Origin of the sequence: Moorena sp. SIO1G6 (genome assembly GCF_010672795.1) — a bacterium.
In the GTDB taxonomy this organism is placed as follows: Bacteria; Cyanobacteriota; Cyanobacteriia; order Cyanobacteriales; family Coleofasciculaceae; genus Moorena; species Moorena producens.
Map to the genome: position 1 here is coordinate 1 of NZ_JAAHFZ010000059.1, position 14,108 is coordinate 14,108.

Annotated in this window: 15 protein-coding genes; 7 read left to right on the top strand and 8 right to left on the bottom strand. The window is 44.3% G+C overall.

What is annotated here, in order from left to right:
- Nucleotides 1-156, bottom strand: coding sequence for a hypothetical protein (locus F6K63_RS30450; protein WP_287314042.1), 156 nt, complete (start codon nucleotides 154-156; stop codon nucleotides 1-3).
- A 199-nt stretch (nucleotides 157-355) separates the two neighbouring features.
- Here F6K63_RS30450 and F6K63_RS30455 point away from each other — a divergent pair, with 199 nt between their 5' ends.
- Nucleotides 356-1,696: a (Fe-S)-binding protein gene (locus F6K63_RS30455; protein WP_287294513.1), complete on the top strand. Its 1,341-nt coding sequence runs from the start codon at nucleotides 356-358 to the stop codon at nucleotides 1,694-1,696.
- A gap of 28 nt (nucleotides 1,697-1,724) precedes the next feature.
- Here the strand turns inward: F6K63_RS30455 and F6K63_RS30460 are convergent, their stop codons facing one another.
- Nucleotides 1,725-2,153: a sll0565 family protein gene (locus tag F6K63_RS30460; protein ID WP_008188001.1), complete on the bottom strand. Its 429-nt coding sequence runs from the start codon at nucleotides 2,151-2,153 to the stop codon at nucleotides 1,725-1,727.
- An 81-nt stretch (nucleotides 2,154-2,234) separates the two neighbouring features.
- On the opposite strand from F6K63_RS30460, the gene F6K63_RS30465 reads away from it, so the two are divergent.
- Nucleotides 2,235-2,519, top strand: a complete 285-nt coding sequence (locus tag F6K63_RS30465) for a DUF6439 family protein (protein ID WP_008188002.1) — start codon at nucleotides 2,235-2,237, stop codon at nucleotides 2,517-2,519.
- A 12-nt stretch (nucleotides 2,520-2,531) separates the two neighbouring features.
- Here the strand turns inward: F6K63_RS30465 and F6K63_RS30470 are convergent, their stop codons facing one another.
- The 3 genes from F6K63_RS30470 to F6K63_RS30480 form a co-directional block, all read right to left on the bottom strand.
- On the bottom strand, nucleotides 2,532-2,978 hold the full coding sequence (locus F6K63_RS30470) for an ATP-binding protein (RefSeq protein WP_008188003.1): 447 nt from the start codon (nucleotides 2,976-2,978) through the stop codon (nucleotides 2,532-2,534).
- A 601-nt stretch (nucleotides 2,979-3,579) separates the two neighbouring features.
- Nucleotides 3,580-4,956: a 23S rRNA (uracil(1939)-C(5))-methyltransferase RlmD gene (rlmD, locus tag F6K63_RS30475; protein WP_287314043.1), complete on the bottom strand. Its 1,377-nt coding sequence runs from the start codon at nucleotides 4,954-4,956 to the stop codon at nucleotides 3,580-3,582.
- The gene (locus F6K63_RS30480; RefSeq protein ID WP_287314045.1) at nucleotides 4,946-5,089 is read right to left on the bottom strand and encodes a hypothetical protein; all 144 of its coding nucleotides are present in this window, start codon (nucleotides 5,087-5,089) and stop codon (nucleotides 4,946-4,948) included. Before F6K63_RS30480 ends, rlmD begins: the two co-directional genes overlap by 11 nt.
- Nucleotides 5,090-5,441: 352 nt before the next feature.
- Between F6K63_RS30480 and F6K63_RS30485 the strand changes: the two genes are divergently transcribed.
- From F6K63_RS30485 to F6K63_RS30495, 3 genes are all read left to right on the top strand, one after another.
- Entirely contained in the window at nucleotides 5,442-5,936 is a 495-nt protein-coding gene (locus F6K63_RS30485) for an allophycocyanin subunit alpha-B (protein ID WP_287314046.1), read from the top strand.
- 345 nt (nucleotides 5,937-6,281) lie between these two features.
- Nucleotides 6,282-6,776, top strand: coding sequence for a hypothetical protein (locus F6K63_RS30490; protein WP_287314047.1), 495 nt, complete (start codon nucleotides 6,282-6,284; stop codon nucleotides 6,774-6,776).
- A gap of 63 nt (nucleotides 6,777-6,839) precedes the next feature.
- On the top strand, nucleotides 6,840-6,962 hold the full coding sequence (locus F6K63_RS30495; RefSeq protein WP_267875706.1) for a hypothetical protein: 123 nt from the start codon (nucleotides 6,840-6,842) through the stop codon (nucleotides 6,960-6,962).
- Between the two features lie 196 nt (nucleotides 6,963-7,158).
- Here F6K63_RS30495 and F6K63_RS30500 read toward each other — a convergent pair whose 3' ends face one another.
- Entirely contained in the window at nucleotides 7,159-7,959 is an 801-nt protein-coding gene (locus F6K63_RS30500) for a hypothetical protein (protein WP_287314049.1), read from the bottom strand.
- A gap of 285 nt (nucleotides 7,960-8,244) precedes the next feature.
- Complete coding sequence (locus tag F6K63_RS30505; protein WP_287314050.1) at nucleotides 8,245-11,184, bottom strand: UvrD-helicase domain-containing protein; 2,940 nt, start codon at nucleotides 11,182-11,184, stop codon at nucleotides 8,245-8,247.
- Nucleotides 11,185-11,484: 300 nt separating this feature from the next.
- On the opposite strand from F6K63_RS30505, the gene F6K63_RS30510 reads away from it, so the two are divergent.
- Entirely contained in the window at nucleotides 11,485-12,717 is a 1,233-nt protein-coding gene (locus F6K63_RS30510) for an RNA-guided endonuclease InsQ/TnpB family protein (RefSeq protein ID WP_287296277.1), read from the top strand.
- Nucleotides 12,718-13,314 carry a recombination mediator RecR gene (recR, locus tag F6K63_RS30515; RefSeq protein ID WP_287314052.1) on the top strand — a complete coding sequence of 199 codons (597 nt, stop codon included), beginning with the start codon at nucleotides 12,718-12,720 and terminating at the stop codon, nucleotides 13,312-13,314. It begins immediately after the preceding gene.
- Nucleotides 13,315-13,383: 69 nt separating this feature from the next.
- Here recR and F6K63_RS30520 read toward each other — a convergent pair whose 3' ends face one another.
- The gene (locus F6K63_RS30520) at nucleotides 13,384-13,935 is read right to left on the bottom strand and encodes a response regulator (protein WP_008188012.1); all 552 of its coding nucleotides are present in this window, start codon (nucleotides 13,933-13,935) and stop codon (nucleotides 13,384-13,386) included.
- Nucleotides 13,936-14,108: the final 173 nt, after the last annotated feature.

Sequence of the window (14,108 nt, forward strand, 5' to 3'; positions counted from 1 at the left end):
TCAGAGGTGGGCGCTTCCGGTCTGTCGGGAGTCGGGAGTTGGGAGTCGGGAGTCGGGAGTCGGGAGTCGGGAGTCGGGAGGCGGGAGTCGGGAGTCGGGAGTCGGGAGTCGGGAGTCGGGAGTCGGGAGTCGGGGTAAAAAACTTGAAAGTATCATATAACTATCATAAACGCTATATCAATCATCAATTACCAATTAGCCTTTAACCAATTACCATTCAACCTTAAAGCTTCAACCTTCAACCTTCCAACCTTCAACCTTCAACATTCCAACCTTCAACCTTCAACCTTCCAACCTTCAACATTCCAACCTTCAACCTTCAACCTTCAACCTTCAACCTTCCAACCTTTAAACAATGACCAATATCCAAGAACTAACAACGAATAAGCAAAAGGGTTTTGATGCTCAAAAACCGCCCAAGCAAGAATTGATTGATGCCTGCGTTCATTGTGGCTTTTGTCTTTCCACCTGTCCAAGTTACCGGGTGCTTGGGAAAGAGATGGATTCCCCTCGGGGTCGGATCTATTTAATGAATGCAATTAGTCAAGGGGAAGCTCCCCTGGCCGAGGGGAGTACACAACATTTCGATTCTTGTTTAGGATGTTTGGCTTGTGTGACAACTTGTCCATCTGGGGTTGAGTACGATAAACTAATCTCCGCCACTCGTCATCAAGTTCAACGAAATCAGCCTCGTAGTTTTCCAGATTCGCTGTTTAGACAGCTAATCTTTAGCTTGTTTCCCTATCCGGGGCGATTGCGTTCATTATTGTTTCCTTTGTATCTGTACCAGACCTTGGGCGTGCAGAAACTAGTGCGCTCTACGAATTGGCTCAAACTGCTATCTCCTCGCTTAGCAGCCATGGAGTCAATGCTACCAAAGGTTACTCTAGATTCCTTTCGGGATAATTTACCCGATGTCATTCCCCCTGTGGGCAAGAAGCGTTACCGGATAGGAGTAATACTTGGCTGTGTGCAACGGTTGTTTTTCTCCTCAGTGAATCAAGCAACGGTGCGGGTGTTAACCGCCAATGGCTGTGAAGTGGTGATTCCCAAAACTCAGGGCTGTTGTGCCGCTTTGCCAGAACACCAAGGACAAACTGACCAAGCTCAAGCCTTGGCACGACAGATGATAGATAGCTTTGAGGGCACAGAAGTTGATGCCATCATTATTAATGCTGCTGGCTGTGGTCATACCTTGAAGGAGTATGGTCACATCCTGGAAGATGACCCCGAGTATGCTCAAAAAGCTCAAGAATTTGCAGGTAAGGTCAGGGATGCCCAGGAGTTTATAGCTAGTGTAGGACTAACTGCAACCCTTTCACCGCTTAGGGATGAGCCATTAACTATTGTCTATCAGGATGCTTGTCACCTATTACATGGACAGAAAATTAGTGTACAACCGAGACAGTTATTGCGGCAAATTCCAGGAGTGACCTTAAAGGAACCGATGGATGCCGCCTTGTGTTGCGGTAGTGCTGGAGTTTACAACATGCTGCAACCGGAAGTAGCCGATGAGCTGGGACAGCAGAAGGTTAATAATTTATTAAATACTGGCGCAGAGTTGATTGCTTCCCCAAATCCAGGGTGTTCGTTACAGATCAAGAAGCATTTGCAGCTGCAAGGAAAAGACATTACCTTAATGCATCCGATAGAGTTATTGGATTATTCGATTCGAGGATTAGGAATTAGGCTTTAGGCACACAAGAACAACCGTCAACAACTAACTAACTAACACAAGACTTAAGTATCCAACCAATCACCAACCCCAATCCCCCAAACCGCACCCCATGCCAAAACGGTTCCTGTAGACTGTGCCAAGAAAACAACTGACTCTCTAAATTCAGCTCCAGGACTTCCAGTTGTTCCTGAATTTGCCTTAACTCAGCCTTTAGGGCTTGTCGATTACTATTAGTATTATTAGTTTTAGTATTATTACGTTTAGTCTTGCGCAAGTCTTTCCTAACTTGCTCTCGACGCTCCTGGAGTTGAGCTTGCTGTCGCTGATCCCGCTGCACCTGAGTATAACGTGTCTTGAGAGTATTAAGCGATCGCTCTATTTCTGCCAATTCCTCTTCAAACTCATTCACATCTTGTTGATCCTGTCTATTTTTTCGTGAATCACGGTAAGATGAATGAAACGATTCTGGAGGCATATAACAATCTTAAATCCTAGGTTAAAATAGTTGGGAGTTGGTAAGCACTGACACACTCCCCCACTCAGCACTCAAAAAACAATGCCTGAATCCATCCAATTCACCAAAACTGATGCTAAGATGGAACCTAGCACTCTGGAATTGGCTCAAGCCTTAGCAGAACGTTTGGCGATCAGACCCAATGATTGGCATCGCCTCAAGTCTAATCGCTCCGCCCGAGCCAGTGAGCAGGCTGCTGCTGCTTTGGTATTTCTGCTCAATGATCATCCAGAAGAAGCCCTTGAACGATTGCGCCAAGCCTCTGGATGGCTAGACCGCTCTATTTCAGCTCCCCCTTGTCCAACTCATGGGAAACGCCACCCTTAGGGAAATAGGGGCTTAGGAAAATAGAGGGCGCTTAGAGGGATGCTTCACTTGTTTACAAAGCCTAATTTCTGTTCCCTGGTTGTTCCAGAGGACTTTATCGAAAATTTGGTGAAGCAGGCTCATGCCTCTACCGCTTTCTGATTCATCGCAGGGTAGGCTAACCTCGGGACTCTCTTGGTCATCACCATGGGTAAAACCAGACCCTTCATCTGAAATTACCCACCAATATTCACCATTGACTACTGAAAATTGAACCTCTACGGTCTTACTTGGGTCTAAATTATTACCGTGCTTTGCTGCATTCACTAACGCTTCTTGTAATCCCAGCCGGAGTTCCGGTTGCCATTTATTGGGAATTTGTTCAAGAAGCAAATCGAGGATCGGGCAAAGGTAAAGGGTAGAAGCAAAGCTAACCGTTTCCCAACCGCACTCAGCCGGACTCAAAGATGTGGCAATCACTCAAGAAACCCCTAGCTTTTTTTTGGTGGACTTGATATAATAGGAGGCTAGATGCCTGATTTTGATCGGGTTAACGCTAAACACGGCTGAATCGTGCTTAGCAACCACCTGACTAGGAACTCTCGATTTCTTGAGGTTGGCTTCTATATTCAGACATGAAGATTCCTGCTGGCATAGCTAAACTACAACCTCTCTATGGTTAATTATTCTGTTAATTAGTTCAATAGGTAGTTCAATAGGTTTTTCACTAATGTCGCTGCTTTACCTATCAGCTCAATGGAAAAAATGCCTAAACAGCGCTATAATAGCCATTTAGCGTTACTCATCTTCCCTAACCTTAGTGTATTTCTGATTCCCTACGTCTATAGTATCAGAAAATTTTCGCTCAGACCAGACCCTTCTGGGTAGTTTCCTCATGAAATACCAGTGAAATAGGTAAATAATTGATGTAGATAATTGAGACTATACATAAAGACTATACATAAAGAAACTATTTAGATGCCCGTGCCACCGTTGGGTAAGCTACCAATTCCCCATCACCAATTGCCCATCACCAATCAGGGATGATGCTTGGGTGTTCCACAATTGGGCAACGCCAATATCAGTGCTCGAGAAAAGCAGCACATTCAACATGAGAGGTTTGAGGAAAGAAGTCAGCAGGTTGGATGTGGGTTAACTGGTAGTCACCGTTGAGGCAAAGGAGTTTGAGGTCTCGTGCTAAGGTAGCTGGGTTACAGCTAATATAAACGATCCGTTTTGGTGCCACTTGCCTGAGGATGTCAATAACTGCTGGAGAACATCCCTTACGGGGTGGGTCAAGTAAGATAATATCTGGCGCTATAGTCAACTGGGGGAGTAACTGGTCCACTGATCCCGCCTGAAATTTCACATTAGTGATCCCATTGATCAAGGCATTTTGCTCAGCTTGCTCTACTGATGCGGCTTGCACTTCAATACCGATAGCTTGGCTTACCTGTTGGGCAAGGGGTAGAGTAAACGTGCCAATGCCACAGTAAGCATCAACTACACATTCATGCCCCTTCAGGGCTAGCTGTTTAATGATTAGGTTTAACAAAACCTCAGCCGCTTCAGTATTAACTTGGAAAAACGTATCTGGTCGCAGCCGCAACTCAAGACCAGCAAAGTTTTCCCTCAAGTATGGCTGACCTGCAACACAATAGGTTTGGGAACCAAAAATGACATTACTGCGGTGGGGGTTATGATTCACACAAACACCAACCAGTTGGGGATAACGATTTAGCCAAGTTTGCCCTTGGATATCCAAGTCTTTTAAATTCAGATCCGTTGTGACCAAGGTCAGCAACATCTCGCCAGTCTGTTGTCCAATCTGTAACGAAAGGTGACGCAATCGTCCTTGGTGGCGGCTTTCGTTGTATATCGACCACCCCAATTGCTGAATATCCTGCTTAATTTCCCCTAGCAGGGGATTCAAGCGCTGGTCTTGCACGGGGCATTGATTAAGATTAATGAGCTGGTGGCTACCTTTTTGGTAGTAACCCGCTTGAACTGAACCCGTTGCTGAGCGTTTAAGGGGATAGGTCGCTTTGTTGCGATAGCCCAAGGGAGAATCTGTGGTTAAGATTGGGGCTACGGTGGGTTCGCTAAATCCACCAATGCGTTTGAGGGCTTGAATCACCTGATTTTGCTTCGCCAACTGCTGATAGTCCCAGCTCACATGCTGCCATTGGCAACCACCACACTTATCCGCCACGATACATCTGGGATGAACACGATTAGGAGATTCCACCAACAGTTGGTGTAACTTACCAGTGGCATAGTTAGGTTTGACCCGAATCAGGCGCACCAAAGCTTTATCCCCTGTAACAGTATCCGGAACAAAAACCACCCGATTTCCTAGCCGTCCAACGCCATCACCACTATCACTGAGGTCTGTAATCATGACCTCAATCAGTTGACCTTGTTGCCAACACTCAGGTCTGGACTCATTAGTTATCATAATTGGTATCATATAGCAAAGGGACTAAGTAGTAGGGAAAAAGGCCTTCGGCCACCATGAGCAATCGGATGCGATCGCTGAAAGCGGGACGAAGTCCATCGCTCATGGTAGAAACCACTTCAGATCGGCGCACCCTTCGCTACCTGTAGGGTGTATTATTAAGGTACCCTAGTACTTATACCGTTTTTGCGTAAATCCTGATAGTTTTGTTTGATTGCCAGCTACAGATGGCAAGAGGGAGCAAAGGATAGTTAAAGGGAATGTAAATGATGGGTAAATAGGGTAAAAAAAATATTGATGACAGCAAGTATGCATCGTTTTTGCTCTATTTGTTGATATTATGCCCAATGCCCTTCCGTTGTGTCACCCAAAGTCGGTAAACTACTAATTAAAAGTTCAGGGAACAAGTCCCGAGCTAAAATCTTTAATTTAGCTGGGTACTTGTTGCCAGAGTAACTCAATAAAAAACTCCATAAACAAATAACATGAGTGTAGTTAGTCAAGTCATTCTCAATGCCGATGACGAGCTGAGATACCTCAGCTCTGGTGAACTCAAAAGTATCAATGATTTTTTGCAAACCGGTGAGCAGCGATTGCGCATTGCTGCCACCCTGTCGGAAAATGAAAAAAAGATTGTACAAAAAGCCAGTAGTCAGCTGTGGCAGAAACGCCCTGACTTCATAGCACCAGGAGGCAATGCCTATGGTCAGCGTGAACGAAATCAGTGTTTACGGGACTATGGATGGTACTTGCGCTTGGTCACCTATGGTGTGCTTGCTGGTGATCAGAAACCTATTGAAGACATTGGTATAATCGGGGCAAGAGAAATGTATAATGCCCTAGGTGTGCCAATGGCAGGGATGTCAGAAGCGATAAATTGCTTAAAAGAGGCATCTTTGGGAATCCTCACCGACGAGGAGGCTGAGCTGACAGGTCCCTACTTCGATTACATTATTCAAGCAATGTCTCCTAAGTCCTAAGGTAAGCTATCAGCTATCAGCTATCAGCTATCAGCTATCAGCTATCAGCTATCAGCTTATGGGCATAGGGCAAGCTACAGTGAACAGCTTTTGAATAAAACAGGTAAGCATTGGTTTAATCTCTGTTACCTCAGCTGACAGCTGACGGCTGGCGGCTGACAGCTGACCTCCTAAGTCATTTGTGATTAGTCATTAGTCATTGGTCATTTAATAATAGGATATGGTTACTTGTTAATGGTTAATTAACAAGTAACCATTAACAATTAGCCATTAACAATTAATAAAAGACTAATGATTAATGACCTCAAATCCCACGCACTTTAGTCGTGGGATTCTTTAAATTAAATGTGGTTAATCAAAAAACTGCCCTGGTTTTCATTATCAATTCTTCTGTTAAGCCATAGTATTTTTGGCTGGATGATATCTGTTGACTTTCAGGAATTGATTACGGTAGAACACACTACATCAGCATCACATCCTTCCTTATTTCATATATCGGTATGGCTCTGGCTGATCGGAGCAGTTTATATCTTGTTAATGGCTTTGGCGATAACTGCTCCAGTGTATCAGATTAGAAAATTGTACGGAACTTGGATGAAATCTGATACCAAAGCTTTTGTTTCCGTAATTTTCAGCTCTTTCCTAGCCGTTATCATCCTGCGCTGGATTCATTATTCTAGCCGTATTCTGGTGCTGATTGCTGCTGCTGCCTTAACCAGATTAGATCTTCAAACAGAAGGATATGGTGAATGGCAGGCTTTCTGGATTATCTGTGGGGTTTCTCTTACAGGTTTTAGTCTAGGCTTATTAGTTCATCAGTTACTAATAGCAATTTTATAGCCATGTTGATAGAAATGAATGTGGTTTTTTTAGTAATGGGTAATGGGTAATGGGTAATGGGTAATGGGTAATGGCGATCTCCGAGTCGTCAACCTTGGCCAAAAGGCCACGCTACGCGAACAATCCTCAACCTACCCTACACCGAAGGCCAAAGGCGAACAACCTTCTAACCTTCTAACCTTCTAACCTTGGCCAAAAGGCCACGCTACGCGAACAACCTTCTAACCTTCTAACCTTCTAACCTTCTAACCTTCTAACCTTAAACCTTCTAACCTTCTAACCTTCTAACCTTAAACCTTCTAACCTTAAACCTTCTAACCTTAAACCTTCTAACCTTAAACCTTCTAACCTTAAACCTTCTAACCTTCAACCACAAACACTATTAATCTGTCTGGGGCATTTTAATTGTAACTGCTCCTTCTGGTGTGATAATAACTTTACCACCTAGGGCTTCAATTCTACTAATGGCGATTTGGCTAGTGCGAGGGTCAGGGGAGTTATTTAAAACCATTGACCAAGCACTCACTTGAGCTATCTTACTAGTAGGATTGCGCTTTATAAATTCAGCAGTGTTGCGGGAAATTTCAGCAATGTTTTGACTTTCTTCATCAGCGGATTTACTTGCCCAATCTGCTGATTTTTCAAAGGATTCTTGGGCGGCTTTAGCGTCACCCAAAAATAATAATTCATCAATTCCTTTGTAACGCCACACATAATAAGATTTAGGAGGAACTTTAGGGGATAGTGACTGGAGTCCTTTTTCCATTAAGGCGACCGATTTTTCTGGCATTCCTGCATATAAGGAACTACTGCTAGATAGAAAGAAATAGGCTGTTAAAAATTTGGGGTCTCGGTTTATAATAACGTCAAAGTACTCTGGGCTAAGCTGATAGCTAGTAATTTGGCGAGCCTCTTGATCACCAAAGTATTGAAGGAAATTCATAAATACCCAGTCAGCTAATATATTATCGAAGCCAAATGTAGGTAGTCTCTGAAGCAGATTCAGATACACTTGTTTTGCTTCTACGTCTCGCTGGAGGTCTGCGGGTGAGATGTTTTTGGAGCTTTGTTTAAGGGCATTGAGTTGGGGTTGCTGTAGCTTGCCAACTGCTAATATACAACCTAGGAGAATTATGATTGCTCCTAGGGATTGGGTTAGTCTTTGAGGAAATTGCCAAGGCATCTGTCTAAGATGAAGTATGAAGTAATATCAAGTATGAAGACAAGCATTCAGCTATCAGCTATCAGCTATCAGGCTTTGGCCTTGACCAAGGACTTTTATGAAAACTTTCAATTCTCATTAATCTATCAATTATCAATATTAAATTCTCCCCTTTGCCCATTGCGCATTGGCGCACGCTACGGGAAGAGCCTACGCTACGCCGGGTTTATTTTAAGCTGACAGCTGACAGCTGAGGGCTGAATGCTTACCTATGAAGGCGCTATGTATCAAGTACCGAGGAGACCATCAAAACATTCCCACCATAGTCTCAATTAACTCTGAGGGTAACTCCTTGAGAAACTGAGAACGGTTAGCCGGTTCCCGATTCCCATAAAAGCGTCGCTCATGAGCATGGGATAAAAACAGTTGTTCCTGAGCGCGAGTAATCCCTACATAACACAGACGCCGTTCTTCTTCCAACGCTACAGGATCTCTGAGACTACGACTGTGAGGAAACAGTCCTTGCTCTAGGCCGACTAGAAAGACAATGGGAAATTCTAGCCCTTTAGCAGAGTGAAGGGTCATTAAAGAAACTGCTTTTTTCCCCTCTTCCAGGTTATCCATGTCAGAGGCTAGAGTTGCATTAGCAAGAAACCCTTCTAAGCTCGTTTCTTCGTTTTCTTCTTGAAATTGCAGCACTGCATTAAACAATTCCACAATATTTTCCAATCGATTCTCAGCTTCTTCAGTGCCTTTGTTTCTTAAATCGCCAATATAACCAGACTCTTCCATAATCCCTTTGAGAATCTCTAATGCCGATCGCTCTTCCAATTGCTCCTGCCATTGAGAAATAAGCTGAGCAAATTTCTTTACCGCTTTAGCTGACCGTCCAGCAAATGTATGAACTGAGGTCTCATCACTGATAATTTCCCACAGGGGAACTCCTAATTCTTGGGCAGCTGCGACCAGATTGTTAATGGTAGTTTGTCCAATTCCTCGTCGAGGAGTATTGATAATGCGCAATAGACTAACAGTATCGGATGGGTTTGCGATCGCTCTTAGGTAAGCCAGAGCATCTTTAATTTCTTTACGGTCATAGAACTTGAACCCACCAACTACAGTATAGAGAATATCGGCTCTGATCAAGACATCTTCAAAGGCACGGGATTGAGCATTAGTACGATAAAGAATAGCAAAACTGCCTCCATCCAGTTCTGGATTTTGTCGTTTTAGCTGGATAATTTTACTGACTACAAACTGAGCTTCTTCCAATTCGTCATCAGCGCTATAACAATAGATTTTTTCCCCGATACCCCGTGTTGCTCGCAGAACTTTATCAATCCGCTGGGTATTATTTTCGATCAGGTGGTTAGCAGCTTGAAGAATATTTTCCCTAGAGCGATAGTTTTCTTCTAGCTTGACCATAGTGCGAGTATCTTGATCGGCTAAACCGTCACCAAAGTCTTGCTGAAAACCCAGAAGGATGGTGAAGTCTGCCATTCGGAAACTGTAGATAGAGTTATGAGTAAGCAATCCATCGCTAAAGTAGACATGGTGCTTCTCTACCTCTAGGCTATACACCAAGCCACTGTATTCCTGACGCTGAATCCTAATCGGTTTCCAAGCCACGGTTTTGCCACCCTGATAGACAGCTATATCCATCAGTTCTGGTAATAAATTAATCGCTGCTAGCTCGATAGTACTTTTACCCCGTCCGCCTTGATAGGCAATATCAGGGCTGTAAATCGGGTAGTTTGGGTCGAGTCCAAAGTCTTGAAGACAGGAAATCCCCCGTTCTGGTAACACATCACCCAGGGCATTAAATAACTGCTCCAGCATCTGACGGGTGTACTCAGTGGCACCATTAATTGGTTCAAACGGGGCAGTGGGAATACCATAGCGAGCGGCAATATAAGAAACTTTGAAGGAAGCTTCTGTCCGATTGTCGGTTGTCACCAGAATCCAAGCGGCATCTGCTTTGTCAACCCTGGCTCGATAGCCTAACTGAAATCCACCATCGCTTTTAAATAGCTTGCACCATCCGACTCGGTACCACTGACCTCGGCGGATTAGGTAGACAACATGAGTCTTGTCCTTAGCTTGCTGATTCCACCGGATTGGCCATCGATGGTTTGGTGTGGAGCGAGTAGTTTGGCTATCAACCGTTACCTCAATCAGATGGCCACTAAAAGGACGACTGGCTTTGTTGAAACGATAACCTTCGACTCTGCCAACTACTGCGGAAGAATGAGGGTTATAGCTGACTAACCGATGTTGATTTGGATCTAGTGCTTCGATTGGGACATATCCTTCAGTAGTGAGTACTTGAGTACCTGGTGGCTGACACTGGTCTGCATCCCCTACTACAAAAACTGAGCGATTCTGCCAATCCCACTGACTCTTTCGAGTTTCGCCATTGGTACTCAACAAGCGAATCAGTTCATACTGAATCCGATTGGTATCTTGATACTCATCCACTAAAATGTGATAAAATTGCTGATGCCAGTAGCTTAAGACCGACTCATTCTGTTGGAATAGCCTCATTGGCACTAAGATGAGGTCATCAAAGTCCAAAGCATTGTTAGCAGCTAACTGCTCTTGGTAGTGGCTATAGACATCAGCAATCACTCGTCCCCGGAAATTGGACTGTTGTAGCTCAAATTCCTGGGGAGAAAAACCGCGATTTTTGGCATTGCTGATGGCATAGCGCACAGAACGGGGGTTAAATTTGTGGTCATCAAGATTTAAGGTTTGAGTGACAATGGTTTTAACCAGGGTCTGGGCATCGGATTCGTCAAAGATGGAAAAGTTCCGATTCCACTTCCGTCCCTGCTCATCTTGATATTTATTGATATCGAACCGGAGAATCCTAGCAAACAGACTGTGGAAGGTGCCAATCCACAACGGTTTGGTGATAGTTTTGTAAACACGCGATCGCAACTGGGTTTGTTGGTCTTCTGGCAGAAGCTCCAACCGTTGACCATACTTCTGTTGCGCCAGCTGCTGAGCAAATATTTGCTCAATCCGCCCTTTCATTTCCCGTGCGGCTTTGTTAGTGAACGTCACCGCCAAGATATTTTCTGGTGAGACCTTGTGTTTGAGAATCAGATTAGCAATGCGATAGGTCAAGGCTCGGGTTTTGCCAGACCCGGCACCAGCAACAACTAACAACGGACCACAGAAATGTTCAACGGCTTGAAGTTGGGAAGGGTTGAGGTGGCTCAGGAAATCAGGGGTTGTACTCATAGGGGCGGATAAAATGCGATCGCAGATCTATCTAGATCTATATATCTTATAGCTGAGCTGATTCTAATGTTTTGTTTTGCCACTGTGATTCTAAAAATCCCATGATCTAGTAGCACTAAATTGTCCATGAACACTTTCCCGATTCTCTACTCCCGATTCCCGATTCTTGACCAAACAAAAATAATGGGTTTCAAGCCCCGCCCTTCTAGGGCGGCTTTGAGCATGTCATCCCACTTATTGAGCTAACGCTTGCACCTTTATTCAAAAATGTGTTATCCTGAGCTTAAGGAGGAAAGCCAATTGTTTAATTTAACCTACGAGTTTAAACTGAAGCCAACTGCCAAGCAAGTCTCTTTATTTGAAGACTGGTTGGAGCAATGCCGCAAGGTTTATAACTACGCTTTAGTCGAACGCAAGGACTGGTATAAGTCTCGTAGCTGTCAAATTAACGCCTGCTCTCTCCCTAGGGAATACATTATCCCAGCCGATGCTAAACGTCCTACTTATGCCAGTCAGTGTCGTGGTTTAACTGCTGCCAGAAAAGCTATTGAAGAATTAAGAGCTGTTCAAGTTCATGTCTTGCAACAAACACTCAAAAGGTTAGAAAAAGCCTTTGTAAGTATGTGGGAACAAGGACATGGCTTTCCTCGCTTTAAGAAGCAGGGACAAATGCGGTCTTTTGTCTTTCCACAACTAGGAGTCAAGCCCCTTGAAGCTAACAGAGTAAAACTACCCAAGATTGGTTGGGTGAAGATGAGGCAATCACGGGAGATACCCGCTGATGCTGTAGTCAAGCAAGCTAGAGTAGTCAAGAGATCCTCCGGTTGGTATGTGATGCTCACTCTAGCATGGGATGTAGATGTTCCCCAAGTCATGCCTCACGGAGAAGCCTTGGGGATTGATGTCGGAATTTCACATTTTGTTGCTGTTAGCAATGGTGCTTTGTTTCCTAATCCACGCCCTTTCAAACGCCTTGAACGCAAGCTTAAATTGCTGCAAAAGAGGGTAAGTAGGAAGCGCATTGGAAGTAGAAACCGTGTGCTCGCACAAAAGAAAGTCAGTAAGTTACACGAACGAATTGCTAACGTCAGAAAAGATTACCACTGGGAATTAGCTCATAATCTCTGTGATTGGGCTGGAATGATCTTTGTTGAAGATCTAAATCTTAAAGGGTTGGCCAGAGGGATGTTGGGTAAGCACTGCTTGGATGCAGGATGGGGACAGTTTTTCCAGATATTAGAGCAATGTTGTTTTAAGCGTGGCGTCTATTTTCAAAAAGTAGACTCCAAAAAGACTAGTCAGATCTGTCCCAACTGCTTAACTGAAACTGGGAAAAAGACGTTAGCTGAGCGTGTTCATCATTGCGAAGATTGCGGCTACACAACCAGTAGAGATGTTGCAGCCGCTCAAGTAGTCGCTATGCGCGGACTTGCAGCCGTGGGACACACGGTCAAGATGCTTTCTGAGGGTAAATTCGTTGGAATCCCTTTGAAGAAAGAATCCCCGTCCTTCAAGGGCGGGGAGTGTCAATAGATGGTTTACACACGCCCCCTCGCTCGCTTAATTGAAGAGCTACAACGCCTGCCTGGAGTTGGTCCAAAGACTGCCCAACGACTAGCCCTTCATATCCTCAAGCGTCCAACACCGGAAGTCAAAGCCCTAGCGCAAGCGTTGGTGGAAGCCAAACAACAAGTTGGTTTCTGTAGAGTATGCTTTCACTTGTCTGCTGAACCCGTCTGCCAAATTTGCCGCAATTCCAACCGGGACAAGAAGACTATCTGTGTAGTTGCCGACTCAAGGGATGTGATTGCCATCGAAAAAACCCGCGAGTACCGAGGTAAATACCACGTTCTGGGAGGAGTGATCTCCCCCATGGATGGCATTGGTCCAGAACAACTCCATATCCAGCAACTTGTACAACGAGTCAGCCAGAAAACGATTCAAGAAGTCATTTTAGCCATCAATCCCAGTGTAGAAGGGGAGACAACCACACTATATATAGGTCAACTGATCAGGCCGTTTACCAAAGTGACCCGGATTGCCTTTGGTTTACCCATGGGGGGAGACCTAGAATATGCAGATGAAGTAACCTTAGCTAGAGCCTTAGAAGGACGCCGTGAGTTGGAGTAATTGGACTAAGAATTAGTGAAGGATGAATGATGAAGTAAGAACATACTTCATCCTTTATACTTGCATAAACTACTTCAACTTTTGCTTAATAAAGGTCACCAGCTGACCTAATTGTTTCTTCAAGGCATCAATTTCTTTCTGCATTTTGGCAACCTTTGCCTTCAACTGTGCAATTTCTTGAGCTGATGCGACTGAGGACTGATCGGTAGCTGCACTAATTGTTGGTGGTGCAGGAGTTGCTGGTCGCTTCTTAGCCTTTTGCATAGATTCTTTGATAGCGTCCGTCAGCTGCTTTTTATTAAAAGGCTTTTCAATAAAGGCAAAATACTTAAAAGGTTCTTTAATTTTAGCAGTTACCTCTTCTTTTCGACCTGACATTAATACCAGAGGAATTCTTTGTAATTTAGGCTCACTTTGAAGTTTATCAAAAATCTCAAATCCACTCATTTTTGGCAGGATAAAATCTAACATTATAAAGTTAGGTTCTTCCTGGTAAATTAAATTAATTCCCTCCACCCCATCTTTAGCTTCGAGGACTTCAAACCCCGGAGGTAACATCTCTTTGACACGCTTGCGGATTACCGTACTATCATCGATTACCAGGATTTTATGACTTGCCACGACTGACTCCTTTCCAAGGTAGTTTGAGGTAATTTTAAAAAAACAAATGTTGAATGAAGCGACTGTCGCCGACTCCAGAGGCTAATGTGGACACCCTAACTTAGGATCAGGGGAGTGCCCGTTTGCCTAGCGATGATCGACAAGTCACGACCTACCCAACTAAGATAACTCAG